General features: G+C 66.7%; 27 protein-coding genes. 22 read left to right on the top strand and 5 right to left on the bottom strand.

Going from position 1 to position 26289, the window contains the following annotated elements:
- Positions 1-41: 41 nt before the first annotated feature.
- Positions 42-3491 (bottom strand): transcription-repair coupling factor, encoded by a 3450-nt coding sequence (mfd, locus tag FEZ61_RS16765; protein ID WP_173149569.1) that lies wholly within the window; start codon positions 3489-3491, stop codon positions 42-44.
- Positions 3492-3645: 154 nt separating this feature from the next.
- Between mfd and FEZ61_RS16760 the strand changes: the two genes are divergently transcribed.
- Both FEZ61_RS16760 and sthA read left to right on the top strand, forming a co-directional pair.
- Complete coding sequence (locus FEZ61_RS16760) at positions 3646-5088, top strand: glyceraldehyde-3-phosphate dehydrogenase (RefSeq protein WP_017639775.1); 1443 nt, start codon at positions 3646-3648, stop codon at positions 5086-5088.
- Between the two features lie 209 nt (positions 5089-5297).
- A complete protein-coding gene (gene sthA / locus FEZ61_RS16755) occupies positions 5298-6692 on the top strand; it encodes a Si-specific NAD(P)(+) transhydrogenase (RefSeq protein WP_093255992.1) in 1395 nt (464 codons plus the stop codon).
- A 196-nt stretch (positions 6693-6888) separates the two neighbouring features.
- Here sthA and FEZ61_RS16750 read toward each other — a convergent pair whose 3' ends face one another.
- Genes FEZ61_RS16750 through FEZ61_RS16740 form a run of 3 tightly spaced genes read right to left on the bottom strand, consistent with a single transcriptional unit; the run spans position 6889 to position 8459 of the window.
- Positions 6889-7605 (bottom strand): glycerophosphodiester phosphodiesterase, encoded by a 717-nt coding sequence (locus FEZ61_RS16750; RefSeq protein WP_173149567.1) that lies wholly within the window; start codon positions 7603-7605, stop codon positions 6889-6891.
- A gap of 15 nt (positions 7606-7620) precedes the next feature.
- Entirely contained in the window at positions 7621-7911 is a 291-nt protein-coding gene (locus FEZ61_RS16745) for a phosphodiesterase (protein WP_173149565.1), read from the bottom strand.
- Positions 7908-8459 (bottom strand): PilZ domain-containing protein, encoded by a 552-nt coding sequence (locus tag FEZ61_RS16740; RefSeq protein ID WP_017639771.1) that lies wholly within the window; start codon positions 8457-8459, stop codon positions 7908-7910. Before FEZ61_RS16740 ends, FEZ61_RS16745 begins: the two co-directional genes overlap by 4 nt.
- 107 nt (positions 8460-8566) lie before the next feature.
- Between FEZ61_RS16740 and FEZ61_RS16735 the strand changes: the two genes are divergently transcribed.
- The 16 genes from FEZ61_RS16735 to FEZ61_RS16660 all read left to right on the top strand — a co-directional run bounded on the left by FEZ61_RS16735 (position 8567) and on the right by FEZ61_RS16660 (position 22206).
- Positions 8567-9817, top strand: coding sequence for a lipoprotein-releasing ABC transporter permease subunit (locus FEZ61_RS16735; protein WP_173149563.1), 1251 nt, complete (start codon positions 8567-8569; stop codon positions 9815-9817).
- A complete protein-coding gene (lolD, locus tag FEZ61_RS16730) occupies positions 9810-10511 on the top strand; it encodes a lipoprotein-releasing ABC transporter ATP-binding protein LolD (RefSeq protein ID WP_026083696.1) in 702 nt (233 codons plus the stop codon). Before FEZ61_RS16735 ends, lolD begins: the two co-directional genes overlap by 8 nt.
- 7 nt (positions 10512-10518) lie before the next feature.
- Complete coding sequence (locus tag FEZ61_RS16725) at positions 10519-11760, top strand: lipoprotein-releasing ABC transporter permease subunit (RefSeq protein ID WP_173149561.1); 1242 nt, start codon at positions 10519-10521, stop codon at positions 11758-11760.
- A 104-nt stretch (positions 11761-11864) separates the two neighbouring features.
- Positions 11865-14105, top strand: a complete 2241-nt coding sequence (locus FEZ61_RS16720) for a DNA internalization-related competence protein ComEC/Rec2 (RefSeq protein ID WP_173149559.1) — start codon at positions 11865-11867, stop codon at positions 14103-14105.
- Positions 14106-14153: 48 nt separating this feature from the next.
- The gene (locus FEZ61_RS16715; protein WP_064309423.1) at positions 14154-14789 is read left to right on the top strand and encodes a MotA/TolQ/ExbB proton channel family protein; all 636 of its coding nucleotides are present in this window, start codon (positions 14154-14156) and stop codon (positions 14787-14789) included.
- Positions 14786-15226: a biopolymer transporter ExbD gene (locus FEZ61_RS16710; protein WP_017639766.1), complete on the top strand. Its 441-nt coding sequence runs from the start codon at positions 14786-14788 to the stop codon at positions 15224-15226. Before FEZ61_RS16715 ends, FEZ61_RS16710 begins: the two co-directional genes overlap by 4 nt.
- Positions 15223-16230 (top strand): tetraacyldisaccharide 4'-kinase, encoded by a 1008-nt coding sequence (gene lpxK, locus FEZ61_RS16705; protein ID WP_160923270.1) that lies wholly within the window; start codon positions 15223-15225, stop codon positions 16228-16230. Before FEZ61_RS16710 ends, lpxK begins: the two co-directional genes overlap by 4 nt.
- 14 nt (positions 16231-16244) lie before the next feature.
- Entirely contained in the window at positions 16245-16430 is a 186-nt protein-coding gene (locus FEZ61_RS16700; RefSeq protein WP_007162406.1) for a Trm112 family protein, read from the top strand.
- Positions 16427-17191: a 3-deoxy-manno-octulosonate cytidylyltransferase gene (kdsB, locus tag FEZ61_RS16695; RefSeq protein WP_173149558.1), complete on the top strand. Its 765-nt coding sequence runs from the start codon at positions 16427-16429 to the stop codon at positions 17189-17191. The genes FEZ61_RS16700 and kdsB overlap by 4 nt, the downstream gene beginning before the upstream one ends.
- Before the next feature lie 6 nt (positions 17192-17197).
- Positions 17198-17665, top strand: a complete 468-nt coding sequence (locus FEZ61_RS16690) for a low molecular weight protein-tyrosine-phosphatase (RefSeq protein ID WP_173149665.1) — start codon at positions 17198-17200, stop codon at positions 17663-17665.
- The gene (gene murB / locus FEZ61_RS16685) at positions 17655-18677 is read left to right on the top strand and encodes a UDP-N-acetylmuramate dehydrogenase (RefSeq protein ID WP_064309418.1); all 1023 of its coding nucleotides are present in this window, start codon (positions 17655-17657) and stop codon (positions 18675-18677) included. The genes FEZ61_RS16690 and murB overlap by 11 nt, the downstream gene beginning before the upstream one ends.
- Positions 18674-19252, top strand: coding sequence for a ubiquinol-cytochrome c reductase iron-sulfur subunit (gene petA, locus FEZ61_RS16680; RefSeq protein WP_017639761.1), 579 nt, complete (start codon positions 18674-18676; stop codon positions 19250-19252). Before murB ends, petA begins: the two co-directional genes overlap by 4 nt.
- 38 nt (positions 19253-19290) lie before the next feature.
- Positions 19291-20442: a cytochrome bc complex cytochrome b subunit gene (locus FEZ61_RS16675; RefSeq protein ID WP_173149663.1), complete on the top strand. Its 1152-nt coding sequence runs from the start codon at positions 19291-19293 to the stop codon at positions 20440-20442.
- The gene (locus tag FEZ61_RS16670; RefSeq protein WP_173149556.1) at positions 20439-21104 is read left to right on the top strand and encodes a cytochrome c1; all 666 of its coding nucleotides are present in this window, start codon (positions 20439-20441) and stop codon (positions 21102-21104) included. The genes FEZ61_RS16675 and FEZ61_RS16670 overlap by 4 nt, the downstream gene beginning before the upstream one ends.
- Positions 21105-21175: 71 nt before the next feature.
- Positions 21176-21790, top strand: a complete 615-nt coding sequence (locus FEZ61_RS16665; protein ID WP_173149554.1) for a glutathione S-transferase N-terminal domain-containing protein — start codon at positions 21176-21178, stop codon at positions 21788-21790.
- An 11-nt stretch (positions 21791-21801) separates the two neighbouring features.
- A complete protein-coding gene (locus FEZ61_RS16660) occupies positions 21802-22206 on the top strand; it encodes a ClpXP protease specificity-enhancing factor (protein ID WP_160923278.1) in 405 nt (134 codons plus the stop codon).
- Between the two features lie 95 nt (positions 22207-22301).
- Here FEZ61_RS16660 and suhB read toward each other — a convergent pair whose 3' ends face one another.
- Positions 22302-23117, bottom strand: a complete 816-nt coding sequence (suhB, locus tag FEZ61_RS16655; RefSeq protein ID WP_007162415.1) for an inositol-phosphate phosphatase — start codon at positions 23115-23117, stop codon at positions 22302-22304.
- Positions 23118-23257: 140 nt separating this feature from the next.
- On the opposite strand from suhB, the gene trmJ reads away from it, so the two are divergent.
- The 4 genes from trmJ (at position 23258) to iscU (ending at position 26288) form a co-directional block, all read left to right on the top strand.
- Positions 23258-24046: a tRNA (cytosine(32)/uridine(32)-2'-O)-methyltransferase TrmJ gene (gene trmJ / locus FEZ61_RS16650; protein WP_017639756.1), complete on the top strand. Its 789-nt coding sequence runs from the start codon at positions 23258-23260 to the stop codon at positions 24044-24046.
- A gap of 84 nt (positions 24047-24130) precedes the next feature.
- On the top strand, positions 24131-24628 hold the full coding sequence (gene iscR / locus FEZ61_RS16645) for a Fe-S cluster assembly transcriptional regulator IscR (protein ID WP_017639755.1): 498 nt from the start codon (positions 24131-24133) through the stop codon (positions 24626-24628).
- A gap of 31 nt (positions 24629-24659) precedes the next feature.
- Positions 24660-25874 carry an IscS subfamily cysteine desulfurase gene (locus FEZ61_RS16640; protein WP_017639754.1) on the top strand — a complete coding sequence of 405 codons (1215 nt, stop codon included), beginning with the start codon at positions 24660-24662 and terminating at the stop codon, positions 25872-25874.
- A 27-nt stretch (positions 25875-25901) separates the two neighbouring features.
- Positions 25902-26288, top strand: coding sequence for a Fe-S cluster assembly scaffold IscU (gene iscU, locus FEZ61_RS16635; RefSeq protein WP_007162419.1), 387 nt, complete (start codon positions 25902-25904; stop codon positions 26286-26288).
- The last annotated feature ends 1 nt before the right edge of the window (position 26289 follow it).

Below are 26289 nucleotides of genomic sequence, written 5' to 3'. Positions count from 1 at the left end.
ACCCGAGCCGCTCCCAGGATGACCTGGGAGCGGCTCTTCGCTCAGCTGGCGGCGGGCGTCAGGCGATCGAAGAGGGCTTCCAGGACGTTGAAGCGTTCTTCCGCCCGCTCCATCGGCACCTGGAACTTGAACAGGGTCGCGCCTTCCAGTCGATACTTCTTCGGCTGCGCCTGGATCATCTTCACCAGCACCAGCGGATCCACCTGGGTATCGGCGGCGAATTCCAGCCGCCCGCCCTGGGGTCCCGCATCCACCTTGACGATGCCCAGGCCCTCCGCACGCAGCTTGAGCAGCGTCAGGCGTACCAGGTTCTTGGTCGGTTCCGGCAGGAGCCCGAAGCGGTCGATCATCTCCACCTGCAATTCCTTGAGGGCGTCCTCGTCCGCCGCCGAGGCGATACGCTTGTAAAGGATCAGCCGCGCATGGACGTCGGGCAGATAGTCTTCCGGGATCAGCGCGGGGACGCGCATGTTGATGTCCGGACCGCCACCCAGAGGTTTTTCGAGGTTGGGTTGCTCGCCCTTGCGGATGGCCTTGACCGCGCGCTCCAGCATTTCCATGTAGAGGGTGAAGCCTACCGCCTGGATCTGCCCGCTCTGGCCTTCGCCGAGCAATTCGCCGGCACCGCGGATCTCCAGGTCGTGGGTCGCCAGGATGAAACCGGCCCCCAGGTCCTGGGCCCCCGCGATGGCTTCCAGGCGCTTTTCGGCGTCCGGGGTCATGCCCTTGCGCGGTGGGGTGAGCAGGTAGGCATAGGCCTGGTGGTGGCTACGACCGACCCGGCCGCGTAGCTGATGCAGCTGGGCCAGGCCGAACTTGTCGGCGCGTTCGATGATGATGGTGTTGGCGTTGGGGACGTCGATACCGGTCTCGATGATGGTCGAGGCCACCAGCACGTTGAATCTCTTGTGGTAGAAATCGCTCATCACCTGTTCGAGATCGCGTTCACGCATCTGCCCGTGGCCGATGCCGACCCGGGCCTCGGGCACCAATTCGGCCAGTTCGCGGGCCCGCTTCTCGATGGTCTTGACCTCGTTGTGCAGGAAGTACACCTGGCCGCCGCGCAACAGCTCGCGCAGCAGGGCTTCCTTGATCACCGCGTTCTGCTCCTCCATGACGAAGGTGCGCACCGAGAGGCGCCGTGCGGGCGGGGTGGCGATGATGGACAGGTCGCGCATGCCGGCCACGGCCATGTTCAGGGTGCGGGGAATCGGTGTGGCGGTGAGGGTGAGGATGTCCACCTCGCTGCGCAGCGACTTGAGCTGTTCCTTCTGGCGTACCCCGAAGCGGTGTTCCTCATCGATGATGGCCAGGCCGAGGTCCTTGAACTTTACATCGCCCTGCAGCAGCTTGTGGGTGCCGATGATGATGTCGATCTTGCCATCAGCCAGCTCGCGCGCGGTGGCGGCGACCTCCTGGGCCGATTTGAAGCGGCTCATCACCTCGACGCGTACCGGCCAGTCGGCGAAGCGGTCGCGGAAGCTGTTGTAGTGCTGCTGGGCGAGCAGGGTGGTGGGGACCAGCACCGCCACCTGGCGTCCACCGTGCACGGCGATGAAGGCCGCGCGCATGGCCACCTCGGTCTTGCCGAAGCCCACGTCGCCGCAGACCAGGCGATCCATGGGCGTGCCCGCCAGCATGTCCTTGTGCACGGCCTCGATGGCGGCCTGCTGGTCCGGCGTCTCCTCGAAGGGGAAGCCGGCGGAGAAGGTGGCGTAGTCCGCCGCCGGATCCTTGAAGGCATAGCCCTTGCGCGCGGCGCGGCGGGCATAGATGTCGAGCAGCTCGGCGGCGACGTCCCGTACCTGTTCGGCGGCCTTGCGCTTGGCCTTCTGCCAGGTTTCGGAGCCCAGCTTGTGCAGCGGCGCCAGAGCGTCGTCGGTGCCCGAGTAGCGGGCGATCAGGTGCAGGTTGGCCACCGGCACATAGAGCTTGGCGTCGTCGGCGTATTCGAGCAGCAGGAATTCCTGGGGCTGGTCGTCCAGCTCCAGGGTGATCAGGCCCATGTAGCGGCCTACGCCATGATCGATGTGCACCACCGGCGCGCCTTCGCGCAGCTCGGTGAGGTTCTTGATGACGTTCTCGCCGGCGTCACGACCCTTCTCGCGACGGCGGCGCTGCATGATGCGCTGGCCGAACAGCGGATTCTCCGGAATCAGGGCGACACCGGCGTCATCCAGCACCAGGCCTTCGTCCAGCGGCGCCAGGGCGATGGCGATGCGCTCGGCACTGGCTTGGAAGGCTGCCCAGCCTTCGACTTGGCCAGGGCGCAGATTCAGCCGCGCCAGCAATTCCAGCAGCACCTCGCGGCGACCGGCGCTTTCCGCGGTGAACAGCACGCGACCGGGGAAATCGGTGATGAAGTGCTCCAGTGCCGCCAGCGGCTGGCTGGCCTTGGCGTCGATGGCCAGATCAGGCAACGCCCGCGCGGTAAAACGTTCGCGGCCCACACCGGATTCCAGATCGTCCGCACCGATGACCACCCGCGGCCAGGCCTTCAGCCGGGCGAAACAGTCTTCCACCGGCAGGAAGACATCGGCCGGCGGCAGCAAGGGTCGCTCCGGATCGACTCGGCGGTCTTCGTAGCGATTGCGGACGTCGGTCCAGAATTGCTCGGCGGCCTGTTCGATGCCCGGCAGGGAAAACACCTGGGTGTTGGCCGGCAGATAGTCGAAGAGCGTCGAGGTCTCGTCGAAGAACAGCGGCAGGTAGTACTCGATGCCCGCCGGGGTGATGCCGCTGGCGAGATCCTGATAGATGGGGCAGCGGCGATAGTCGACGTCGAAGCGCTCGCGGAATCGCGCGCGAAAGCCGGTCACGGCTTCCTTATGCAGTGGGAATTCCCGCGCCGGCAACAGGCGGATACTGTCGACCTTGTCGATGGAACGCTGCGTCTCCGGATCGAAGGTGCGCAGCGTCTCGATCTCGTCGTCGAACAAGTCGATCCGGTAGGGCAGGTTGCTGCCCATGGGAAAGAGATCGATCAGGGCGCCGCGCACGGCGAACTCGCCATGTTCGTACACCGTATCCACATATCTATAGCCGGCTGCTTCCAGGCGCGCGCGGGTGGCTTCCACGTCCAGCCGCTGGCCGACGTCCAGCACCAGGCTGCTGCCGAGCAGGAAGCGCGTGGGTGCCAGGCGGTGTAGGGCGGTCGCCAGAGGGACTACCAAAATACCGTGGGAAAGCTCCGGTAGCCGATAAAGGGTGGCGACGCGCTGGGAGATGATGTCTTGGTGTGGCGAGAAGACATCGTAGGGCAGCGTCTCCCAATCGGGGAAATTCAGCACCGGCAATTCGGGGGCGAAGAAGCGCAGTTCCTGCTCCAGGCGATCAGCGGTCTGGCTGTCCTGGGTGATCAGCAGGGTGAAGCGGCGGGTCGCGGCCTTGGCGGCTTCAGCGATGGCGAGGGCTAGCGCGGCGCCGGGCAGATTGCCCCACTGCTGGCGGCCGGCGGTTTCAGGAATTGACGGGGTACGCAAAACTGACACGCGGGCGGAACTCCGGTGGATTTTGGGAGGGTTGGGATTGTAACGACCGGGCTTTCGCGCTGTCAGTGCAGCGACGCGCGTCGATTGCCTGGGACAGGCAGCGCGGTCATAATGTAGTTCCTTTTTTCAGCTCCTACATAGGGAAGGATTTGTCGTGAGTCAGAAGCCTGAGCAGTGCCTTGAAGAATGGATCGATCGCGAAGCGCTCGCCGAGGCCATGATTCCCCTGATTGGTCAGCTGTACCGTAACAACAATGTTGTGACCTCGATTTACGGTCGCGGTTTGGTCAACCGTTCGGTGATCTCCATTCTCAAGGCCCACCGGTTCGCCCGCCAGATCGACAACGTCGAGTTGTCCGTGCAGGACACCTACCCGCTGGTGAAGGCCCTGAGCGAGCTGGAACTGGGCGCCGCCTCCATCGACCTGGCCCGCCTGAGCCTGAAGTTCAAGGCCGAGGGTGCCGGTCGCGACCTTAAGGACTTCCTGCGCAGCGAGCTGTCCGCCGTGGTCGGCAAGCAGGGCGTCGAGCAGCGCAAGGGCAAGGACGTCGTACTCTACGGCTTCGGTCGCATCGGCCGCCTGCTGGCGCGCATCCTCATCGAGCACCAGGGTAGCGGCGACGGCCTGCGCCTGCGCGCCATCGTCGTGCGCAAGGGCGCCGACAACGACCTGGTCAAGCGTGCCAGCCTGCTGCGTCGCGACTCCGTGCACGGTTCCTTCGACGGCACCATCACCGTCGACGAAGCCAACAGCACCCTGTGCGCCAACGGCACCCTGATCAAGGTGATCTACTCCAACGATCCCACCACCGTCGACTACACCGCGTACGGCATCCAGGATGCCATCGTGGTCGACAACACCGGCAGATGGCGCGATGCCGAAGGCCTGGGCCAGCACCTCAAGTGCAAGGGCGTCTCCCGCGTGGTGCTGACCGCACCGGGCAAGGGCAGCCTGAAGAACATCGTGCATGGCATCAACCATGACACCATCACCGCCGAAGACACCATCGTTACCGCGGCGTCCTGCACCACCAACGCCATCGTGCCGATCCTGAAAGCGGTCAACGACAAGTACGGCATCGTCAACGGTCACGTCGAGACCGTGCATTCGTACACCAACGACCAGAACCTGATCGACAACTTCCACAAGGGCGATCGCCGTGGCCGCAGCGCCGCGCTGAACATGGTCATCACCGAGACCGGCGCCGCCAAGGCCGTGGCCAAGGCGCTGCCGGAACTGGCTGGCAAGCTGACCGGCAACGCCATCCGCGTGCCGACGCCCAACGTCTCCATGGCGATCCTCAACCTGAACCTGGAGAACGGCACCAGCAAGGACGAGATCAACGAGTACCTGCGTGAAATGGCGCTGCACTCGCCGCTGCACAAGCAGATCGACTTCGTGAACTCGCCGGAAGTAGTCTCCAGCGACTTCGTCGGCTCCCGCCATGCGGGCGTGGTCGACGCCGGTGCCACCATCGTCAGCGACAACCGCGTCGTGCTCTACGTCTGGTACGACAACGAGTTCGGCTACAGCTGTCAGGTCGTGCGGGTGCTGGAAGAGATGGCGGGGGTCAATCCGCCGGCCTTCCCGGCCTGAGTCTTGCGTCCTAGGCAAGGCTGACTTGCAAGAAAAAACGGGAGCCCAGGCGGCTCCCGTTTTCGTTTTGGTCGGGTTTTGCGCCACAATAGCGACCCGTGACAAGAGGTCGCAGCCCCCTGGGGCGATCTCGCGCCGGATCTGGCCTCTCGCGAGGCGGTCCGGCTCCAGCCGTCGCCTGCGGACGGCTAACCTTCTGAGGAGAAAGCATGGCGGTCTATAGCTACGACGTGGTGGTACTGGGTTCGGGACCGGCAGGCGAGGGCGCGGCGATGAACGCCGCCAAGAATGGCCGCCGCGTGGCGGTGGTGGACAATCGCCAGGTGGTCGGCGGCAACTGCACCCATCTCGGTACCATTCCCTCCAAGGCGCTGCGCCATTCGGTCAAGCAGATCATCCAGTTCAACACCAACGAGATGTTCCGCTCCATCGGCGAGCCACGCTGGTTCTCCTTTCCCGATGTCCTGCGCAGCGCCGAGCGGGTGATCGCCCGTCAGGTGTCATCCCGTACCGGCTACTACGCGCGCAACCGGGTCGACCTGTTCTTCGGCACCGCCAGCTTCGCCGACGAGAACACCATCGAGATCGTCAACCTGCGTGGCGATCTGGAGCGCCTGGTGGCCAAGCAGGTCGTCATCGCCACCGGCTCGCGGCCCTATCGCCCGGTGGACGTGGACTTCAGCCATCCGCGCATCTACGACAGCGACACCATCCTGTCGCTGACCCACACGCCGCGCCGGCTGATCATCTACGGCGCCGGGGTGATCGGCAGCGAATACGCCTCCATCTTCAGCGGCCTCGGCGTACTGGTCGACCTGATCGACAACCGCGACCAGCTGCTCAGCTTCCTCGACGACGAAATCTCCGACGCCCTGAGCTATCACCTGCAGAACAACAATGTGCTCATTCGTCACAACGAGGAATACGAGCGCATCGAAGGCCAGGAAAACGGCGTCATCCTGCACCTGAAGTCCGGCAAGAAGCTGCGCGCCGATGCCTTGCTGTGGTGTAACGGGCGGACCGGCAACACCGACCAGCTCGGGCTGCAGAACGTGGGCATCTCGGTGAACAGTCGTGGCCAGGTCACCGTGGACGAGAATTACCGGACTTCGGTTGCCAACATCTATGCGGCGGGCGACGTCATCGGCTGGCCGAGCCTGGCCAGTGCCGCCTACGACCAGGGGCGTTCGGCCTCGGACAATATCCTGCACGACAACAATGGGCGGGTGGTCAACGACATCCCCACCGGCATCTACACCATTCCCGAGATCAGTTCGCTGGGCAAGACCGAGCGTGAGCTGACCCAGGAGCGGGTGCCCTACGAGGTCGGCAAGGCCTTCTTCAAGAGTATGGCGCGGGCGCAGATCTCCGGCGAACCAGTGGGCATGCTGAAGATCCTCTTCCACCGCGAGACCCTGCAGGTGCTTGGCGTGCACTGCTTCGGCGACCAGGCCTCGGAGATCCTGCACATTGGCCAGGCGATCATGAACCAGGAAGGCGAGGCGAACAGCATCCGCTATTTCGTCAACACCACCTTCAACTACCCGACCATGGCCGAGGCCTATCGGGTAGCGGCCTTCGATGGCTTGAATCGGTTGTTCTGAGTCGGGGTTTCGCTGTGCTCAACCGTAGGTTGGGTTGAGCGCAGCGAAGCCCAACGATGCCTATGTTCAACCCGAGCTGTTGGGCTTCGACGATGGAGCCGTCTCAACCCAACCTACGACATTACACGGCGTACTCGTAGGTTGGGTTGAGCGCAGCGAAGCCCAACACGTCCCGGGCTTCGTCCCGCGCCAGCGCCTACCCCAACGTCCGCCGCGCCAGACTCGGAAAATCCGTGATCAGGCTGTCCGCGCCAAAGTCGGCCAGACGGCGCATCAGGCTGGCGTCGTTCACCGTCCAGACCGAGACGTGCAGTCCCTGCCGCTGGGCCTTGAGCAGGCGTTCCGGGGTGCACAGCGTCCAGTTCAGCGCCAGCAGGTGGCAATCGTAGTGGGCGGCCACCTTGAGCGGATCCAGCCAGGCGTATTCCGCCACCAGGCCACGGGCCAGATGGGGGGTATCGCGCTGCAGGGCGCCCAGGACCTCACGCGAGGCACTGGTCACGGTGATCTTCTCCTGCAGGCCGAATTCCTCGACCAGCTGGGCGATGGCCTTCACGGTCTGCGCCGCCCGCACCCGCGAGGCGCTCTTCACTTCCAGCTGCCAGTGTTCGAAGGGGCACTTCTCGAACAGCTCGCGCAGGGTCGGGATGGGGCTGGGACGTGGCCAGACCGGGCCACCCTGGCGGGCATCCAGGGCGACCAGATCGGCGACGGCCTTTTCGCTGACCTTGCCACCCCGGCCGGTGGTGCGTTTCAGGGTCGGGTCGTGGATCACCACCAGTTCGCCGTCACGGGAGAGGTGCAGGTCCAGCTCGCAGCGCCTGACGCCCAGTTCCAGGCACAGCTCGAAACCGGCCAGAGTATTTTCCGGGGCTTCGCCGCGGGCCCCGCGGTGTCCATAGATGAGGGTCATGAAGGCTCCTAGACGCTAGGGTGAAGGGGCGGGGCGCCGCGGTTCACGGACCGCGTCCAGCACCCGATCGTTTTCGAAATAGACGCTGAAATCGCGATAGTCCCAGCGGCGAATGGGCGGGCGGCCGACCGGAGGATGCTCCTGGTCGGGCAGGCCGAAGCGTTCCAGCACCTGGCCGCGGCTGTCGCCGCGCTGGGGCAGCGGCGTGCCGGCCTGGCCCTGCTGGCCCAGCGGGATCTGCAGGGTCTCGGCCCAGCCGGGGAGGGCGATACCGAGCAGCAAGGCGGCCAGCCAGGGACGTTTCACGCCTCCTCTCCGCGGTCGGCGCGGCGCACCCGGGCCTGCTGGCGCAGGACATGGCGCGCCAGCAGCTGACGCTGGGCGTCTTCCAGATCGATGAAGCTGGTGCCGATCTCGTAACCGCCACTGACGGCCTGGCAACCGGTCACCTCGGCCAGCACCTGCAGGCCGAGGCCCTGGGGTGGCAGCGCCATGCGCAGGTCGAGTCGGGTGCCCAGGGCATAGGGCTCGGCATCGACGAAGGCCAGGCCCCCTTCGGAGAGCACCACGTCGCGGGTGGCGCCGCTGTCATGCAAGAGATTCCAGGTAAAGGCCTGGCCAAGCAGGTCGAGGCGCTTGTGCACCAGGCGCAGGCAGGCGGTGACGGCGCGATCGCGCTCGTCCAGATTGCGCAGCAGGTGACGGGATTCGAATTCCAGCTGATGCAGTTCGCTCAGGAGTGCGAACAGCGGCGCGGTCTCGCCGGGGACCCCGTCGGCAGGGCTGATTTGCAGTGCGATACGGTCGGTGATGCGATAGTATTCCCGCCGTTCACGCGCGTCTGGGGTGGTCATGTCGGGCCGCTCCGTGGGTGATGGCCCCGAGTGTAGCCGGCGAGCCGGCACGGTGTCGCCGTCCAACCCGCAGGGCGCTTACGTCTTTCCGCCGTGCAAGCGAGCCTATGTTCAGACCCCTGCCGATCTACCTTGGCCTGCGTTACGTCCGCGCCAAGCGCCGCAACCATTTCGTCTCCTTCATCTCGCTCACCTCCATGATCGGCCTGGCCCTTGGCGTGGTCGTCATGATCGTGGTGCTGTCGGTCATGAACGGCTTCGACCGCGAGATGCGCGATCGCGTCCTCGGCATGATTCCTCATGCGACGGTGGAGTCCTACCAGCCGGTCACCGACTGGCGCAGCGTGCGCGAGTTGGCCCTGCAGAACAGCCAGGTGGCCGCGGTGGCGCCCTTCACCCAGTTGCAGGGCATGCTGGCCCACGACAAGGCGGTGCAGACGGTACTGCTCAACGCCATAGACCCGGCCGAGGAATCCAAGGTCTCGATCATCGCCAGCTTCATGCGCGAGGGGAGGCTCGACGACCTCAAGCCGGGCGAATTCGGCATCATCATCGGCTCCCTGGCCGCCGAAAAACTGGGCGTCAAGGTCGGTGACAAGCTCACCTATATCGCTCCGGAAGTGGCCGTGACCCCCGCCGGTATGTTTCCGCGCATGAAGAGATTCACCGTGGTGGGCATCTTCAGCGTCGGCGCCGGCGAACTGGACGGCTCGGTGGGCCTGATCGACATCGAAGACGCCGCGCGCCTGCAGCGCTGGCCGGCGAACGCGGTGCAGGGTGTGCGCCTCAAGCTGCACGACCTGTTCCAGGCGCCGGACGTGTCCTGGAACATCGCCCGCCAGCTGCCCGGCAACGACTGGTACGCCCGCGACTGGACCCGCACCCATGGCAATCTCTATCAGGCCATCGGCATGGAAAAGACCATGATCGGCCTGCTGCTGCTGCTGATCGTCGCCGTGGCCGCCTTCAACATCGTCTCCACCCTGGTAATGGTGGTGACCGACAAGAAGTCCGACATCGCCATCCTGCGCACCCTGGGCGCCACGCCCCGGCAGATCATGGCGGTGTTCATGGTCCAGGGGACCTTCATCGGCGTCATCGGCACCGCCATCGGCTGCCTGCTGGGCGTGCTCGCCGCGCTCAACGTCAGCGCCGCGCTGGCCTGGGTGCAGCGGGTCACCGGGCACCAGTTCCTCAACGCCGAGGTGTATTTCATCGACTACCTGCCGGCGCAGCTGCAGTTGCACGACGTTCTGCTGGTCTGCGGCGCGTCCTTCGCCCTGAGCTTCCTGGCCACGCTCTATCCCTCCTGGAGCGCCGCCCGTACCCAACCCGCCGAGGCCCTGCGTTATGAATGATCGAGCCGTTTTGCGTTGCCAGGACCTGGGCAAGCGCTACGAGGAAGGCCCCCAGACCGTCGAGGTGCTGAGCAACGTCCAGCTGACCCTGCAACCGGGCGAGCGGGTGTCCATCGTCGGCAGCTCCGGGTCGGGCAAGACCACCCTGCTCAACCTGCTCGGCGGCCTCGATACCCCCAGCAGCGGCAGTGTCTGGCTAGACGGCGAGGAGCTGTCGGCGCTGAACGAGAAGGCCCGCGGCCTCTTGCGCAATCGCGCCATGGGCTTCGTCTACCAGTTCCACCACCTGCTGCCCGAATTCAGTGCCCTGGAAAACGTCTGCATGCCCTTGCTGATCGGCAAGGCCTCCATCGGCGAAGCCCGTGAGCGCGCGGCCAAGCTGCTGGAACGGGTCGGCCTCGGCCATCGCCTGGGTCACAAGCCGGCCGAGCTGTCCGGTGGCGAGCGCCAGCGCGTGGCCATCGCCCGGGCCCTGGTCAACCAGCCCAAGCTGGTGCTGCTCGACGAACCCACCGGCAACCTCGACCAGCACACCGCCCATGGGATCCAGGACCTGATGCTGGAGCTGTCCACGTCGCTGCGCACGGCGTTCCTGGTGGTGACCCACGACCAGGTGCTGGCTGGCCAGATGGACCGGATGCTGCGCCTGGACGAAGGCCATCTGGTCGACGCCACGCCGGCCCGGCAGGTCTGAGGTCGTCATGTTCAGACCTCTTTCGCTGTTCATCGGCCTGAGATACACCCGCGCCAAGCGGCGCAAGTCGTTCATCTCCTTCTTCTCGCTGGTCTCCATGTTCGGCCTGGCCTTGGGCGTGCTGGCCATGATCCTGGTGCTGTCGGTGATGAACGGCTTCCAGGAAGAAATGCGCGGCCGCATCCTCGGCATGGTGCCCCATGCCTTCATCAGCGGCGCCCAGCCGCTGGACGACTGGCGCCAGCTGGCGGCCAAGGCCGAGCAGCAGCCCCATGTACTGGCGGCGGTGCCCTATACGCAGTTGCAGGGCATGCTTTCGGTGCGTGGCCGCATGCAGCCGCTGCTGGTGGACGGCATCGATCCGGCCCAGGAAAAGCGCGTGTCCATCGTCGGCGAACGCATGACCCAGGGCAGTCTCGACGCCCTCAAGCCCGGTGAATTCGGCATCGTGCTGGGCGAGATCGCCGCGCGACGCTTCCAACTGGAGCTGGGCAGCCAGGTCACGGTGATCATCCCGGAAGTGGGCGCCACTGGCAGCATCACCCCACGGCTGCGCCGCTTCACCGTGGTCGGCACCTTCAAGGTCGGCGCCGAGCTGGACGCCTCCCTGGCGCTGATCAACGTCGCCGATGCCGCGCCGCTCAAGGGCTGGCAGCCGGGGCAGGTAGAGAGCATCCGCCTGGCGCTGGACGATCTCTTTCAGGCGCCGCGCATCTCCCGTGAGGTGGCCAAGGCCCTGGGCGCCGGCTACCAGGCGCGTGACTGGACGATCTCCCAGGGCAGCCTGTTCCAGGCCATGCAGATGGAAAAGACCATGATCGGCCTGCTGCTCCTGCTGATCGTCGCCGTGGCCGCCTTCAACATCATCGCCACCCTGATCATGGTGGTGGCCGACAAGAAGGCCGACATCGCCATCCTGCGCACCCTGGGCGCCACGCCCGGGCAGATCATGGCGGTGTTCATGGTCCAGGGCACGGTGATCGGCCTGGTCGGCACCCTGATCGGCGGTGTGCTGGGCGTCATCGCGGCGCTCAACGTCAGCAGTTGGATCGCCGCCCTGGAGCGGCTGGTCGGCCACAAGCTGTTCGGCGGCGACATGTACTTCATCAGCAACCTGCCGTCGCGGCTGGAGTTGGAAGACGTAGTGCTGATCGCCGTGGCCGCCCTGAGTATGAGTTTCCTGGCGACCCTCTATCCCGCCTGGCGCGCCTCCCGCACCTCGCCGGCCGAAGCACTGCGCTACGATTGATCTCCTGCCGGGCCCGGTGGCGGCTTGCACCTGGCCCTCTGGTGTCCGAACTGCTCTAATCCGCGCTTCTGAAGCCCTTTCGGCTCTCCAAGGATGGAGTCCTGATGCGCGCCGCTCTGCTGTCCTTCGCCCTCGGCGTGCTGCTCCTGCGCGCCTTCGCCTCGCTGCCGTCGTTGCCGCTGCTGGCGGCCCTCGCGGCGATGGCCCTGGGGCTGCTGCTGACCCGTTTCCTGGCCCTTGGCGCCTGCGGCCTGGGCCTGGCCTGGGCGCTGCTCAATGCCCACTGGGCCCTGGACGATCGTCTGGCTCCGGCGCTGGAGCAGCGGGTGCTGTGGATCGAAGGCCAGATCAGCGGCCTGCCCGCGGTGGACGCCGACGCGGTGGCCTTCGTGCTCGCCGGGGCGACCAGCCGCCGCGACCTGAAGCTACCGGCGCGGATCCGCCTGAACTGGCACGGTGGTCCCCGTCCGCTGGCCGGCGAACGCTGGCGCCTGGCGGCGGAGTTGCGCGGCCCCGCGGGCCTGGTCAACCCCCTGGGCCAGGATCGCGAAGCCTGGCTGCTGGCCCAGGGCATCGGCGCCACCGGCAGCGTCAAGGATGGCCAGCGCCTGGCGGCGGCCAGTGGCCTGGCGATTTGGCGCGACGGTATCCGGCAATACCTGCAGACCCGCAATCCGGCCGGGCAGGGCGGGTTGCTGGCCGCCCTGGTGGTGGGCGATGGCTCGGGGATCACCGATACCCAGTGGCAGCTGTTCCAGGTCACCGGCACCGTGCACCTCATGGTGATCTCCGGGCAGCACATCGGCCTGATCGCCCTGGGCGTTTATGCCGGGGTGCTCCTTCTGGCACGCCGTGGCCTCTGGCCGCGTCAACTGCCCTGGCGCCTGTCCGCGGCGGTGCTGACGATCGCTACCGCGCTGGGCTACGGCCTGCTGGCCGGCTTCGAGGTGCCGGTACAGCGCGCCTGCGTCATGGTCACCCTGGGGCTGCTCTGGCAACTGGGCCGTCAGCAGGTTCGCCTGGCGGACGCCGTCCTGCTGGCCCTGGTGCTGGTGCTGGCGGCCAATCCCCTGGTCAGTCTGCTGACGGGTTTCTGGCTCTCCTTTGGCGCCGTGCTGTTGCTGCTGTGGAGCTTTGCCGGCCGCCTGGGCCGACTGCCCTGGTGGCTCACCCTCGGGCGGGCCCAGTGGTGCATGGCGGTGGGCCTGGCGCCGCTGCTCCTGGCGCTGGGCCTGCCCTTGAGCCCGAGCGGGCCGCTGGCCAATGCCCTGGCGGTGCCGCTGATGGACCTGGCCATCGTGCCCCTGGCGCTGGCGGGGACTCTGCTGTCGCTGCTCTGGTCGCCGCTGGGCGAGCCCGCGTTGTGGCTGGCCGGTGGCCTGTTACAGGGACTGCTCTGGGTGCTGACCGGGTTGGCGCATCTGGCCGCCGCCTGGCAGCCGGTATTGGCGCCCGCCTGGACGCTGTGGCTGGCAGGACTGGGGGCGTTGCTGGCCCTGCTGCCCGCGGGCGTGCCGCTGCGCGGCCTTGGCGCACTGCTGATGCTGCCCGGGCTGTTCCCCCCGGTGCCTGCGCCCGGGGAGGGGCTGGCGCGGATCACCGTATTGGACGTGGGGCAGGGGCTGGCCGTACTGGTGCGCACCCGTGACCATGCCCTGCTCTACGACGCCGGTCCGCGCCAGGGCAGCTATGACAGCGGCGCCCGGGTCGTCCTGCCCAACCTGAAGGCCGCCGGCATCGATACCCTGGATGTCATGCTGCTCAGTCATGCCGATGCCGACCATGCCGGCGGTGCGCTGGCCGTGGCCAGGGGGCTGCCGCCGGGCCGGGTGCTCAGTGGTGAGGTGGGTCGCCTGCAGCCGCAATTGCGCGCCCGGGATTGTGAAGACGGCGCCCGCTGGGAGTGGAACGGGGTCGGCTTCACCACCTGGTGGCGTCCCGACGCGGATTCCAATGCCGCCTCCTGTGTACTCCGCGTCGAGGCCAGGGGCGAGCGCCTGCTGCTGACCGGCGATATCGATGCTCGCCGCGAGGCGGAGTTGGTGGCCAGTGGCAAGCCCCTGGCGGCGGAGTGGCTCGTCGCCCCGCACCACGGCAGTCGCAGTGGCTCCAGCGCCGTCTTCATCGACGCCGTCCAGCCACGCGGCGTGCTGATCTCCCGCGGGCTGAACAATCGCTATGGCCATCCCCATCCCCAGGTGCTGGCGCGCTATCGCGAGCGCGGCGTGCTGCCCTACGACACCGCCGCGCTGGGCGCCCTCAGCTGGACCCTCGGGCGCTGGGAGGTACCGCGTGGGCAGCGCCAGGTGCGTCACTGGTGGCGAATACCCCCGCCGACACCCTAAGGCGTTCGTGCTAGAGTGGCCGCATTTTGCGGCAGGGGTAACGGTCTCGTGTTCGAAATGGTCAAAGCTGGCGGCTGGATGATGCTGCCGATCATCCTCAGTTCCATCCTGGCCACGGCCATCATCGCCGAGCGGCTGTGGACCCTGAGGCGCGGCCGGGTCGCCCCGCCCACGCTGCTCGCCCAGGTCTGGCGCTGGATCCAGGACAAACAGCTCAACAATGAACGCCTGCGCGAGTTGCGTGCCGGTTCGCCCCTGGGCGACATCCTCGCCGCGGGCCTGACCAATTCCCGTCATGGTCGCGACATCATGAAGGAAGCCATCGAGGAAGCCGGCAGCCGCGTGGTGCATGACCTCGAGCGCTATCTCAACACCCTCGGCAGCATCGCCGCCCTGGCGCCGCTGATGGGTCTGCTCGGCACGGTGTTCGGCATGATCGATATCTTCAGCGCCTTCATGAACGACGGTATGGCCAATGCGCCCATTCTCGCCGGCGGCATCTCCAAGGCCCTGGTCACCACCGCCGCCGGTCTGCTGGTGGCGATTCCCGCGGTGTTCTTTCATCGCTATCTGCTGCGTCGGGTGGACGAGCTGGTGGTGGGCATGGAGCAGGAAGCGGTCAAGCTGGTGGACATCCTCCACGGTGATCGCGAGGTGGACGTCCGCGAAGGAGCCCCGGCGTGAAATTCCGTCGTCGCGCCGGGGGCGCCGCTCGCGAAGAGGTCTATATCAACCTGGCCTCCTTCATCGACGTCATCTTCGTCCTGCTGCTGTTCTTCGTGGTGACCGCGACCTTCAGCCGGCCCAGCCAGCTGAAGATCGAGCTGCCCGAGGCCGACAGCGCCGCGGCAGCCGCCAACCAGGCCAAGACCCTGGAAATCAGCATCACCGCCGAAGGCCAGATGGCGCTCAACGGCCAGACCCTGGCACGCAACGACCTGACCGGCCTGACCACCGCGCTGCAGCGTGAATCCGGCGGCGACAACAGCCTGCCGCTGGTGATCACCGCCGATGGCCGCGCCACCCACCAGGCGGTGGTCATGGCCATGGATGCCGCCGGCAAGCTCGGCTTCAGCCAGCTGCGCATCACCACCCTCGAGGCCCAGGCGAAACGTCCGTGAGCCTGGGCGAGCGCCTGGTCCGCGCCTGGTACGCAGGCCACCCGGCCCTGGGCCTGCTGACGCCGCTCGAAGTCCTCTATCGCCAGGTCGCCCGGCGCAAGCGCCAGCGCTTCCTAGTGGGGCAGGGCAGCATCCATCGGGCGCCGGTCCCGGTCATCGTGGTGGGCAATCTCACCGTCGGCGGGACCGGCAAGACGCCCATGATCCTCTGGCTGATCGATCATCTGCGCGCGCGCGGCCTCAGGGTCGGCGTGGTCAGTCGCGGTTATGGCGCCACGCCGCCGAGCCTGCCCTGGCGCGTGCGGGCGACCGACACCGCTGCCGTCGCCGGCGACGAGCCGCTGCTGATCGTGCAGCGCACCGGGGTGGCGCTGGTCACGGATCCCGACCGCGGTCGTGCCGTCGAGCGCCTGCTCGCCGAAGAGTCGCTCGATGTCATCCTCAGCGACGACGGCCTGCAGCACTATCGCCTGGCGCGGGATCTGGAACTGGTGATGGTCGATGCGGCGCGGGGGTTCGGCAACGGCCGCTGCCTGCCGGCGGGGCCGCTGCGCGAACCCCTGGAGCGCCTGGCCGAGGTGGACGCCGTGATCCACAACGGCGCCGCCGTCGATCCTGCCGACGGCTACGGCCTGACCCTGCAGCCCAGTGCCCTGGTCAATCTGCGCAGCGGCGAGACCCGGCCGCTGGATTTCTTTCCGCCAGGGCAGCGCCTGCATGCCCTGGCCGGCATCGGCAACCCCGGGCGTTTCTTCGCCACCCTCGAAGGACTACACTGGCAGCCGTTGCCCCATGCCTTCGCCGATCACGCCACCTACAGCGCCGCGGACCTGGCCTTCACGCCCGAGCTGCCGCTGGTGATGACCGAGAAGGACGCGGTCAAGTGCCGGTCCTTCGCCGCCGCCGACTGGTGGTACCTGGCGGTGGACGCCCAGCCCTCGGCCGCCTTCGTCGCCTGGCTGGATGGGCGTCTCGACCGGCTCCTGCCCGAACACTCTCACTGACGGAACCTCTGCCCATGGATCTCAAGCTGCTGGACATCCTCGCCTGCCCCCTGACCAAGAGTCCGCTGATCCTGAGCGACGACAAGACCGAACTTATCAGCAAGGCCGCCGGCCTGGCCTTCCCGATTCGCGACGGCATCCCGGTGATGCTGGAAAGCGAGGCGCGCATCATCACCACGGACGAGCGTCTGGATAAATGAGCACCGCCTTCACCGTCGTCATTCCGGCGCGACTCGCCAGCACCCGGCTACCCAACAAGCCGCTGCTCGAGATCGCCGGCAAGCCGATGATCCAGCACGTCTGGGAGCAGGCGCGGCGCAGTGGCGCCGAGCAGGTGGTGGTGGCGACCGACCACGACGACATCCTGCGCGCCTGCGAAGGCTTTGGTGCCCGGGTCCTGCTGACCCGCGCCGATCATGCCTCGGGCACCGATCGCCTGGCCGAGGTGGCCGAGCTGCTCGGCCTGGCCGATGACGCCCTGGTGGTCAACGTCCAGGGCGACGAGCCGCTGATTCCGCCGGCGGTGATCGATCAGGTGGCGGGCAATCTCGCCGCCCATCCCGAAGCCGGCGTGGCCACCCTCGCCGAGCCGATCGCGGACGTCGACAGCCTGTTCAATCCCAATGTGGTCAAGGTGAGCACCGACGTGAACGGCCTGGCGCTGACCTTCAGCCGGGCGCCGCTGCCCTGGGCGCGCAATGCCTTCGCCAGTGATCGCGCGCAGTTGCCCCAGGGTTTTCCCTACCGCCGGCATATCGGCATCTATGCCTATCGCGCCGGTTTTCTCGCCGACTTCGTCAGCTGGGGTCCCTGCGCCCTGGAAGAGACCGAAGCCCTGGAACAGCTGCGTGCCCTCTGGCACGGCGTCCGCATCCATGTCGCCGATGCCCTGGAAGCGCCCCAGGCCGGGGTGGATACCCTGGATGACCTCGAGCGCGTCAGACGCCTGCTGGGAGCCTAGATGACCCTGCGCATCCTGTTCGTCTGCATGGGCAACATTTGCCGCTCGCCCACCGCCGAAGGCATCCTCAGGGCCAAGCTGGACGCCGCCGGCCTGGTCGAGGCGGTGGAGCTGGACTCGGCTGGCACTGGCGACTGGCATGTCGGCAAGGCGCCGGATGCCCGCGCCATCCAGGCCGCGGCGGCTCGCGGCTATGACCTCGGCGCCCTGCGCGCGCGCCAGGTGACCGCGGACGATTTCCAACGCTTCGACCTGATCCTGGCCATGGATCAGGACAACCTCGCCTGGCTGGAGCAGCTGCGCCCCGACCAGGGTGCAGTACCCGAGCTGTTCCTGGCTCGTCAGGGACTGGCGGTGGATGAGGTGCCGGATCCCTACTACGGCGGCGCGGCCGGCTTCGAGCGCGTCCTCGACCTGCTGGAAAGCGCCTGCGATGGCCTGGTCGCCGAGGTGGCTGCCCGTCATGGTCGCTGAGTTGCAACAGCAGGTCCCCTTGCAGGGGCTCAACACCTTCGGCCTGGTGGCGCAAGCCGATCGCTATCTGGAAGCCGCGAGCGATACCGAGGTCCGCGAGGCCCTGGCCCTGGCGCGGCAACTCGGCGTGCCGCTACGGGTGCTGGGCGGTGGCAGCAACCTGGTCCTGCCCGAGCGGGTCGAGGGCCTGGTGCTGCGGCTGACGTCCCGCGGTATCCGACTGCTGGCGGAGGAGGGCGATGCCCTGCTGGTGGAAGCCGAAGCCGGCGAACCCTGGCATCCCTTCGTCATGGCGACCCTGGCCAACGGCTGGTACGGCCTGGAAAATCTCAGCCTGATTCCCGGCACCGTCGGTGCCTCGCCCATCCAGAACATCGGCGCCTATGGCGTCGAATTGAAGGACAGATGCGCCGGGGTCACGGCGCTCGACCGCCACAGCGGCGAACTCCACGACCTCACCTCAGCCGATTGCGCCTTCGCCTATCGCGAGAGCCGCTTCAAGGCCGAGGCCGGGCGCTGGATCGTGCTGCGGGTACGTTTTCACCTCAGTCGCCAGCCGCAGCTGGTGCTGGACTACGGTCCCGTGCGCCAGGCCCTGGCCGAAGCGGGTGTCACCCAGCCCACGCCCGAAGCCGTCAGCGCGGCCATCTGCAGCATCCGCCAGAGCAAACTGCCCGACCCGGCGGTGCTGGGCAATGCCGGCAGCTTCTTCAAGAATCCCGTGGTGACCGCCGCCGAAGCCGCCGCGTTGCAGCAACGCTATCCGTCCCTGCCGACCTATCCCCAGGCCGATGGCACGGTCAAGCTGGCCGCCGGCTGGCTGATCGACCAGGCCGGCTGGCGCGGCCATCGCGACGGCGCCGTGGGGGTGCATGCCGCCCAGGCGCTGGTGCTGGTCAACTTCGGCGGCGCCCGTAGCCGGGATGTCCTGGCCCTCGCCGAGCGCATCCGCGCCTCGGTGCGCGAGCGCTTCGGGGTGACGCTGGAGATGGAGCCGGGAAGCCTGACGTGACCGACGATTCGCCCGATGTCCAGCGCCGCCGCCTGCTGATCGCCACCACCTCCGCCGTCGGCGGCCTGGGGCTGGTGGCGGGCAGCGTGCCCTTCGTCTGCGCCCTGCGGCCCAGTCGGTCGGCGGAGGTGGCGGCGGCACCGGTCGAGGTGGACCTCAAGGCCTTGCGCGAAGGCGAACAACTCACCGTGCAGTGGCGCGGCCAGCCGGTCTGCGTCCTGCGTCGCAGCGCCGCGGACCAGGCCCGACTCCTGGCCGACGAGGCGGGGCTGGCCGACCCGGATTCTCGGGAATCCAGCCAGCCACCCTATGTCGATCCGCGCCTGAGATCGCGGCGGCCGGACATCTTCGTGGTCACCGCCATCTGCACCCACCTGGGCTGCATTCCCTCCCTGGCGCCAGGCGCGGCAGAGCGGGAGGGGGGCTATCTCTGTCCCTGCCATGGCTCCCATTTCGACCTGGCCGGGCGGGTCTTTCGCGACCAGCCGGCACCGCTGAATCTGGCCGTGCCCCCCTATCATTTCCGCGGCGACACCCTGCTGGTGATCGGCAGCGACGAGGAGGGGGCGACATGAAGAGCGACGAGCCCGGCTGGCTGGAGCGACGGCTGCCCATGGGCGCCTTCTGGCGACGCCATATCAGCGACTACCGGGTGCCGCGCAACCTCAACGTCTTCTATCTGTTCGGTTCGCTGCTGGTCTTCATCCTGGCGCTGCAGGTGCTGACCGGGCTCTGGCTGTTGTTCGGCTACGAGCCGACGGTGAAGGGCGCCTTCGCCTCGGTCCAGCTGTTCATGCGCGAGGTGCCCTTTGGCTGGTTGATCCGCTATCTGCACGCGGTGGGCGCCTCGGCGCTGTTCGTCTGTCTCTATCTGCACATGCTGCGCGGCCTGCTCTATGGCTCCTATCGCGCGCCGCGGGAGCTGGTCTGGAGCTTTGGCGTGCTGCTCTATGTGCTGCTGCTGGCCCAGGCCTTCTTCGGCTATCTGCTGCCCTGGGGCCAACTGTCCTACTGGGGCGCCCAGGTGTCCCTGAGCGCGGTCGAGGCGCTGCCCCTGGTAGGCCCGACTCTGGCCGACCTGCTGCGGGGCGGGGTGGTGCTGTCCGATGCCACCCTGCGGCGCTTCCAGGCCCTGCATGTGGTCGGGCTGCCGCTGCTGATCCTCGCGCTGGTGACGCTGCACGTCGTCGCCCTGCGCCAGACCGGCTCGAACAATCCCGAAGGTGATGAGCGCGATGTCAGCGGTGCGGCGGGGGTACCTTTCCACCCCTACCTGACGCTCAAGGACCTCTGCGGCCTGGCGGTTTTCCTGCTGGTGTTCCTGGGCGTGGTACTGCTGGCGCCGGACCTGGGTGGGCTGGTGCTGGAGCCGGCCAACCAGCAGCCGGCCGATCCCTTGGTGACCCCCGCGCACATCGCGCCGCCCTGGTACCTGGCGCCCTTCTATGCGCTGTTGCGGGCGGTGCCGAGCAAGGCCGGCGGTCTTGGCCTGGCGGCCCTGGCCATCGCCCTGCTGTTCGTGCTGCCCTGGCTGGATCGCAGCACGGTCCGCTCGGTGCGCCACAAGGCCTGGCCGGCGCGGCTGGGGCTGTATCTGGGCTGTCTGGCCTTTGCCGCTCTGGGCGTGCTGGGCGTGGTCGCGCTTACCGAACAGCGCCTGCTGCTGGCGCGCCTGGCGGCTGGCGTCTATTTCGCCTGTCTGCTGGGCATGCCCTGGTACAGCAGGCTGGGGCGTCCGCGAACGCTGCCGGAGCTCGGCTCATGATGCGTGGCCTGTTCCTGGGTCTGCTGTTGCTGTGCAGCGGTCTGGCCATCGGTGCCGAAGGCGATCCCCGGGCCGGTGCCCTCACCTTCGGTCGCTATTGCCTGGCCTGCCACGGCCAGGAGTACCAGCGCTTCGATCGCGTCGCCGCCGATCTTCACCTGGACCTCGCCAGCTGGGCGCCCGGGCGCACCGCCAGTGCGCCCATGCTTGGCCTGCTCAAACCCGAGGATGCCCGCCGCGCCTTCGGCAGCGTACCGCCGGATCTCACCCTGATCGCCGCGGTGCGCGGCGAAGCCTGGTTGCGCGCCTTCCTGCAGGAATTCTATGTGGCGCCCGGACGTCCGCTCGGGGTCGACAATCTCGCGGCGCCCGGCACCCGCATGCCCGACGTCCTGGCCGCCCTGCGCGGTCGCCAGCTGCGCGACTGCCACGAAGGGCGCTGCGTGCTGCGCCTGGAGCCGGGCAGTGGCGCCCAGACCCCCGAGCAGTTCGCCCGTACCGTCGACGATCTGGTCGCCTACCTGGGCTATTCCGCCGCACCCGAACGTAGCCTCGCCTGGCGGCTCGCACCCTGGGTGCTGGGCTATCTGGTGCTGTTCGCCATCCTGGCCTTCTGGCTCAAGCGCGAATTCTGGCGGCGATTGCCCGACAGTGAGCGATGAGACTAGGTGGCAGGCGGCAAGGTGCGAGATAATCCCCCTTTGCAGCTTCGCCCCTGACGGGGGAGGGACCCATGGGCGCCATAACCCGCCTGACCTGTTTCCATGATCCCGAGGATCACTACAGCCATCGGATCCGTCTGATCCTGGCGGAAAAGAACGTCGAGTGCGAGCTGATCGCCGTGCGCCGTGGCGAGTGCCCGCGGCAGCTGGCCGAGCACAATCCCTATGGCACCGTGCCGACGTTGATGGATCGCGACCTGGTGCTCTATGGCAACGAGGTACTCATGGAGTACCTCGAGGAACGCTATCCGCATCCGCCGCTGCTGCCGGCCTATCCGGTCACCCGGGGTCAGTCGCGGCTGCTGATGCACCGTATCGGGCGCGACTGGTGCACCCTGGTGGACAGTATCCTACAAGCCGCGCCGGGCGCCGACCTCGCCGCCGCGCGCAAGGAACTGCGGGAAAGCCTGACCGGCGTGGCGCCCATCTTCGCGGAAAAAGCCTTTTTCCTGAGCGACGACTTTTCCCTGGTGGACTGTTGCCTGCTCCCCATCCTGTGGCGATTGCCGCGCCTGGGCGTCGAATTGCCCCGGGCCGCCAAGCCGCTGCAGGACTACATGGATCGCATGTTCGCACGCGACAGTTTCCGATCCAGTCTTTCGGTCACCGAGCGTGAGATGCGCTAGAGGAGAACCCCATGAATTCCAGTCGCCCCTACCTGGTCCGCGCGCTCTACGAGTGGATCGTGGACAACGACTGCACGCCCCATCTGCTGGTCAACGCCGACTATGCCGAGGTGCGCGTGCCGCCGGGCTATGCCAACGACGGCCAGATCGTGCTGAACGCCTCGCCCAGTGCCGTGCGTGACCTGCACATGGACAACGAAGCGGTGAGCTTCAACGGCCGTTTCGGTGGCGTCGCCTACAACCTCTATGTCCCGATCGGTGCCATCCTGGCCATCTACGCCCGGGAGAACGGCCAGGGTATGGTCTTCGACAGCGAACCCAGCCCGCCGGATGATCAGGGGCCCGACAACGGCGGCAGCAAGCCCGAGGCGCCCAAGCCGGCACCGACGCGGCCGAGTCTGAAAGTCGTCAAGTAAGCCTGGCCGACACCTGCTGCAGGGCCTTCTGCAGCAGGCATGAAAAAGCCCCTGTCGGCAGTGCCGGCAGGGGCTTTTTCGTTAGCCTTGCAAACTCAGCGCTTGAGCGAGGCCGGCAGGTGCGGCTGGATCTGGGTCAGCAGACCGCGGAAGCACTTGGGATTGCCGGCGACGATGTGGCCCTTCTCGAGGAAGTCGTGGCCGCCATTGAAGTCGCCGATCAGACCACCGGCTTCCTGCACCAGCAGGGCGCCTGCCGCCATGTCCCACTCCGACAGGCCCATTTCCCAGAAGGCGTCGAAGCGACCGGCGGCGACATAGGCCAGGTCCAGGGCGGCGGAGCCGGCGCGGCGGATGCCGGCGGTCTGGCCGATCAGGCTGCGGAACATGCCCAGGTAGTTGTCCAGGTGGTCGACGTCATTGGCACGGAAGGGGAAGCCGGTACCCAGCAGAGCGCCTTCCAGGCTGCGACGGTTGGTGACGCGGATGCGCCGGCCGTTCAGGGCGGCACCGCGGCCACGGCTGGCGGTGAATTCTTCCTGACGCACCGGATCCAGGACCACGGCATGTTCCAGGCGACCCTTGTACTTGCAGGCGATGCTCACCGAGAAGTGCGGGACGCCACGAATGAAGTTGGTGGTGCCGTCCAGCGGGTCGACGATCCAGACATAATCGGCGCCTTCGCCTTCGCCCGCCAGGTAGCCGGATTCCTCACCGTAGAAACCATGGGTGGGATAGGCCTTGCGCAGGGTGGCGAGGATGGTCTGCTCGGCGGCACGGTCGACTTCGGAGACGAAGTCGTTGGCGCCTTTTTCGTCGACGGCGATCACGTCCAGGCGCTCAATCGAACGGAAAATCAGTTCACCGGCGCTGCGGGCCGCGCGCAGTGCGATGTTCAGCATGGGCTGCATGGATAAATCACCTGGGTTGTATAAGGAAAGCCGGCAATGATAGCAGACTTCGCGGCGCTGGAAGGGGTATTCGTGGCCAGCGGGCGCGTGTGGGCGTAGTATACGGCGCCGATTTCCCGCGTCCGTTCGAGGATAGCCACGTGCTGCACAACATCCGCGTCGTTCTGGTCAATACCAGCCATCCCGGCAATATCGGCGGTGCCGCCCGGGCAATGAAGAACATGGGCCTGTCGCGCCTCTATCTGGTCGATCCCGAGGACTTTCCCAGCGGCGAGGCCAATGCCCGCGCGTCCGGGGCCAATGACGTGCTCGACGCCGCCATCGTGGTCGACACTCTGGAAGAGGCCCTGACCGGCTGCAGCCTGGTGCTGGGCACCAGCGCCCGCGACCGCCGCATCCCCTGGCCGCTGCTGGATCCGCGCGAATGCGCCACCACCTCCCTGGCCCAGGTGGAGCAGGGCGGCGAGGTGGCCCTGGTGTTCGGTCGCGAATATGCCGGCCTGACCAACGAAGAGCTGCAGCGCTGCCACTACCATGTGCACATCCCCTCGGATCCGGCCTTCGGCTCGCTCAATCTCGCCGCGGCGGTCCAGGTGCTGGTGTACGAGGTGCGCATGGCCTGGCTCGCGGCGCAGAACCAGCCGACCAAGATGAACAAGGTCGAAGCCACCGCCATGCTCAACACCCAGCCGGTGACGGTGGAGGAGCTGGAACTCTACTACGAGCACCTGGAGCAGACCCTGGTGGAGATCGGCTTCCTCGATCCGGCCAAGCCGCGCCACCTGATGAGTCGGCTGCGGCGGCTCTACGGTCGTGCCGGCATCAGCAAGCTGGAGATGAACATCCTGCGCGGCATCCTCACCGAAACCCAGAAGGCCGCCCGCGGCGAATCCCACCCGCGGACTATCCCCCCGATAGATAATGCCTGAGTGATTTGGTCGGTTTTAAAGTTGACCTTTTTTGTCGGGAATCCGATAATCAGGGTCATCCGATGCAACCCGCTCGAGTTCATCATGAGACTGACCACCAAAGGCCGCTATGCCGTAACCGCCATGCTCGACCTGGCGCTGCACGCCCAGCGGGGGCCGGTGTCGCTGGCCGACATTTCCGAGCGGCAGGGCATTTCGCTGTCCTATCTGGAGCAGCTGTTTGCCCGGCTGCGCCGCGGCGCGCTGGTCAACAGCGTACGCGGTCCCGGCGGCGGTTATCAGCTGGCGCGCGACATGGGCGGTATCCATGTGGCCCAGGTGATCGATGCCGTCAACGAATCCGTGGATGCCACCCGTTGCCAGGGCGGTGGGGGCTGTCACCAGGGCGATACCTGCCTGACCCACCACCTCTGGTGCGATCTGAGCGATCAGATCCACACCTTTTTGAGTGGCATCACCCTGGCCGACCTGGTCGCCCGCAACGAGATCCAGCAGGTGGCCAAGCGTCAGGACACCAAGGCCTGTGCCAGTAAGCAATCGCCCTTAGCGGTCGAAAAAATCGAAGCGTCCACCATCGACTGAGCAGAGACGCCCGTCTGATTAGGAGTAACCGATGAAATTGCCGATCTACCTAGACTATTCCGCCACCACGCCCGTCGATCCGCGCGTCGCTCAGAAGATGAGCGAGTGCCTGCTGGTGGACGGCAACTTTGGCAACCCCGCATCGCGCTCCCACCTGTTCGGCTGGAAGGCCGAGGAGGCCGTGGAAAACGCCCGTCGTCAGGTGGCCGAACTGGTCAACGCCGACCCGCGCGAGATCGTCTGGACCTCCGGTGCCACCGAGTCCGACAACCTGGCCATCAAGGGCGCCGCGCACTTCTACCAGAACAAGGGCAAGCACCTGATCACCTCCAAGATCGAGCACAAGGCGGTGTTGGATACCACCCGCCAGCTCGAGCGCGAAGGCTTCGAGGTCACCTATCTCGAGCCGGGCGAAGACGGCCTGATCACCCCCGACATGGTCGAGGCGGCCCTGCGTGACGACACCACCCTGGTGTCCATCATGCACGTCAACAACGAGATCGGTACGGTCAACGACATCGCCGCCATCGGCGAGCTGACCCGCTCCCGTGGCGTGCTCTTCCATGTCGACGCCGCCCAGTCCACCGGCAAGGTCGAGATCGATCTGGAAAAGCTCAAGGTCGACATGATGTCCTTCTCGGCGCACAAGACCTATGGTCCCAAGGGCATTGGCGCCCTCTACGTCCGCCGCAAGCCGCGCGTGCGTATCGAAGCCCAGACCCACGGCGGTGGCCATGAGCGTGGCATGCGTTCGGGTACCCTGGCGACCCACCAGATCGTCGGCATGGGCGAGGCCTTCCGCATCGCCAAGGAAGAGATGGTCCAGGAAAATGCCCGCATCAAGGCCCTGAGCGATCGCTTCTACCGTCAGTTCGAAGGCCTGGAAGAGGTCTACCTGAACGGCAGCCTGATCCATCGTGTGCCGCACAACCTGAACCTGAGCTTCAACTACGTCGAAGGCGAGTCGCTGATCATGGCGCTCAAGGACCTGGCGGTCTCGTCCGGTTCGGCCTGTACCTCGGCGTCCCTGGAGCCGTCCTACGTCCTGCGTGCCCTGGGCCGCAACGACGAGCTGGCACACAGTTCCATCCGCTTCACCTTCGGCCGCTTCACCACCGAAGAAGACGTTGACTACGCCGCGAGCAAGGTCACCGAAGCCGTCAACAAGTTGCGCGAATTGTCTCCGCTGTGGGACATGTTCAAAGAAGGCGTAGACCTGAGTCAGGTCGAGTGGCAAGCCCACTGACCCACCCTGATAAGCGAGGATTGAACCATGGCATACAGTGAAAAGGTCATCGACCACTACGAAAACCCGCGCAACGTCGGCAAGTTCGATGCGGCCGATCCCGATGTCGGCACCGGCATGGTCGGCGCTCCGGCCTGTGGCGACGTGATGCGTCTGCAGATCAAGGTCAACGAGCAGGGCATCATCGAAGATGCCAAGTTCAAGACCTACGGCTGTGGCTCCGCCATCGCCTCCAGCTCCCTGGCCACCGAGTGGATGAAGGGCAAGAGCATCGAGGAAGCGGCGTCGATCAAGAACAGCATGATCGCCGAAGAACTGGCTCTGCCGCCGGTGAAGATCCACTGCTCGGTACTCGCCGAAGACGCCATCAAGGCGGCGGTCAGCGACTACAAGCAGAAGAAAGGCCTGCTCTAAG

The sequence above is a fragment of the Pseudomonas sp. MS15a(2019) genome (assembly GCF_013277805.1).
Taxonomy (GTDB): domain Bacteria; phylum Pseudomonadota; class Gammaproteobacteria; order Pseudomonadales; family Pseudomonadaceae; genus Chryseomonas; species Chryseomonas benzopyrenica.
This window is presented reverse-complemented; position numbering and strand designations above follow the sequence as displayed.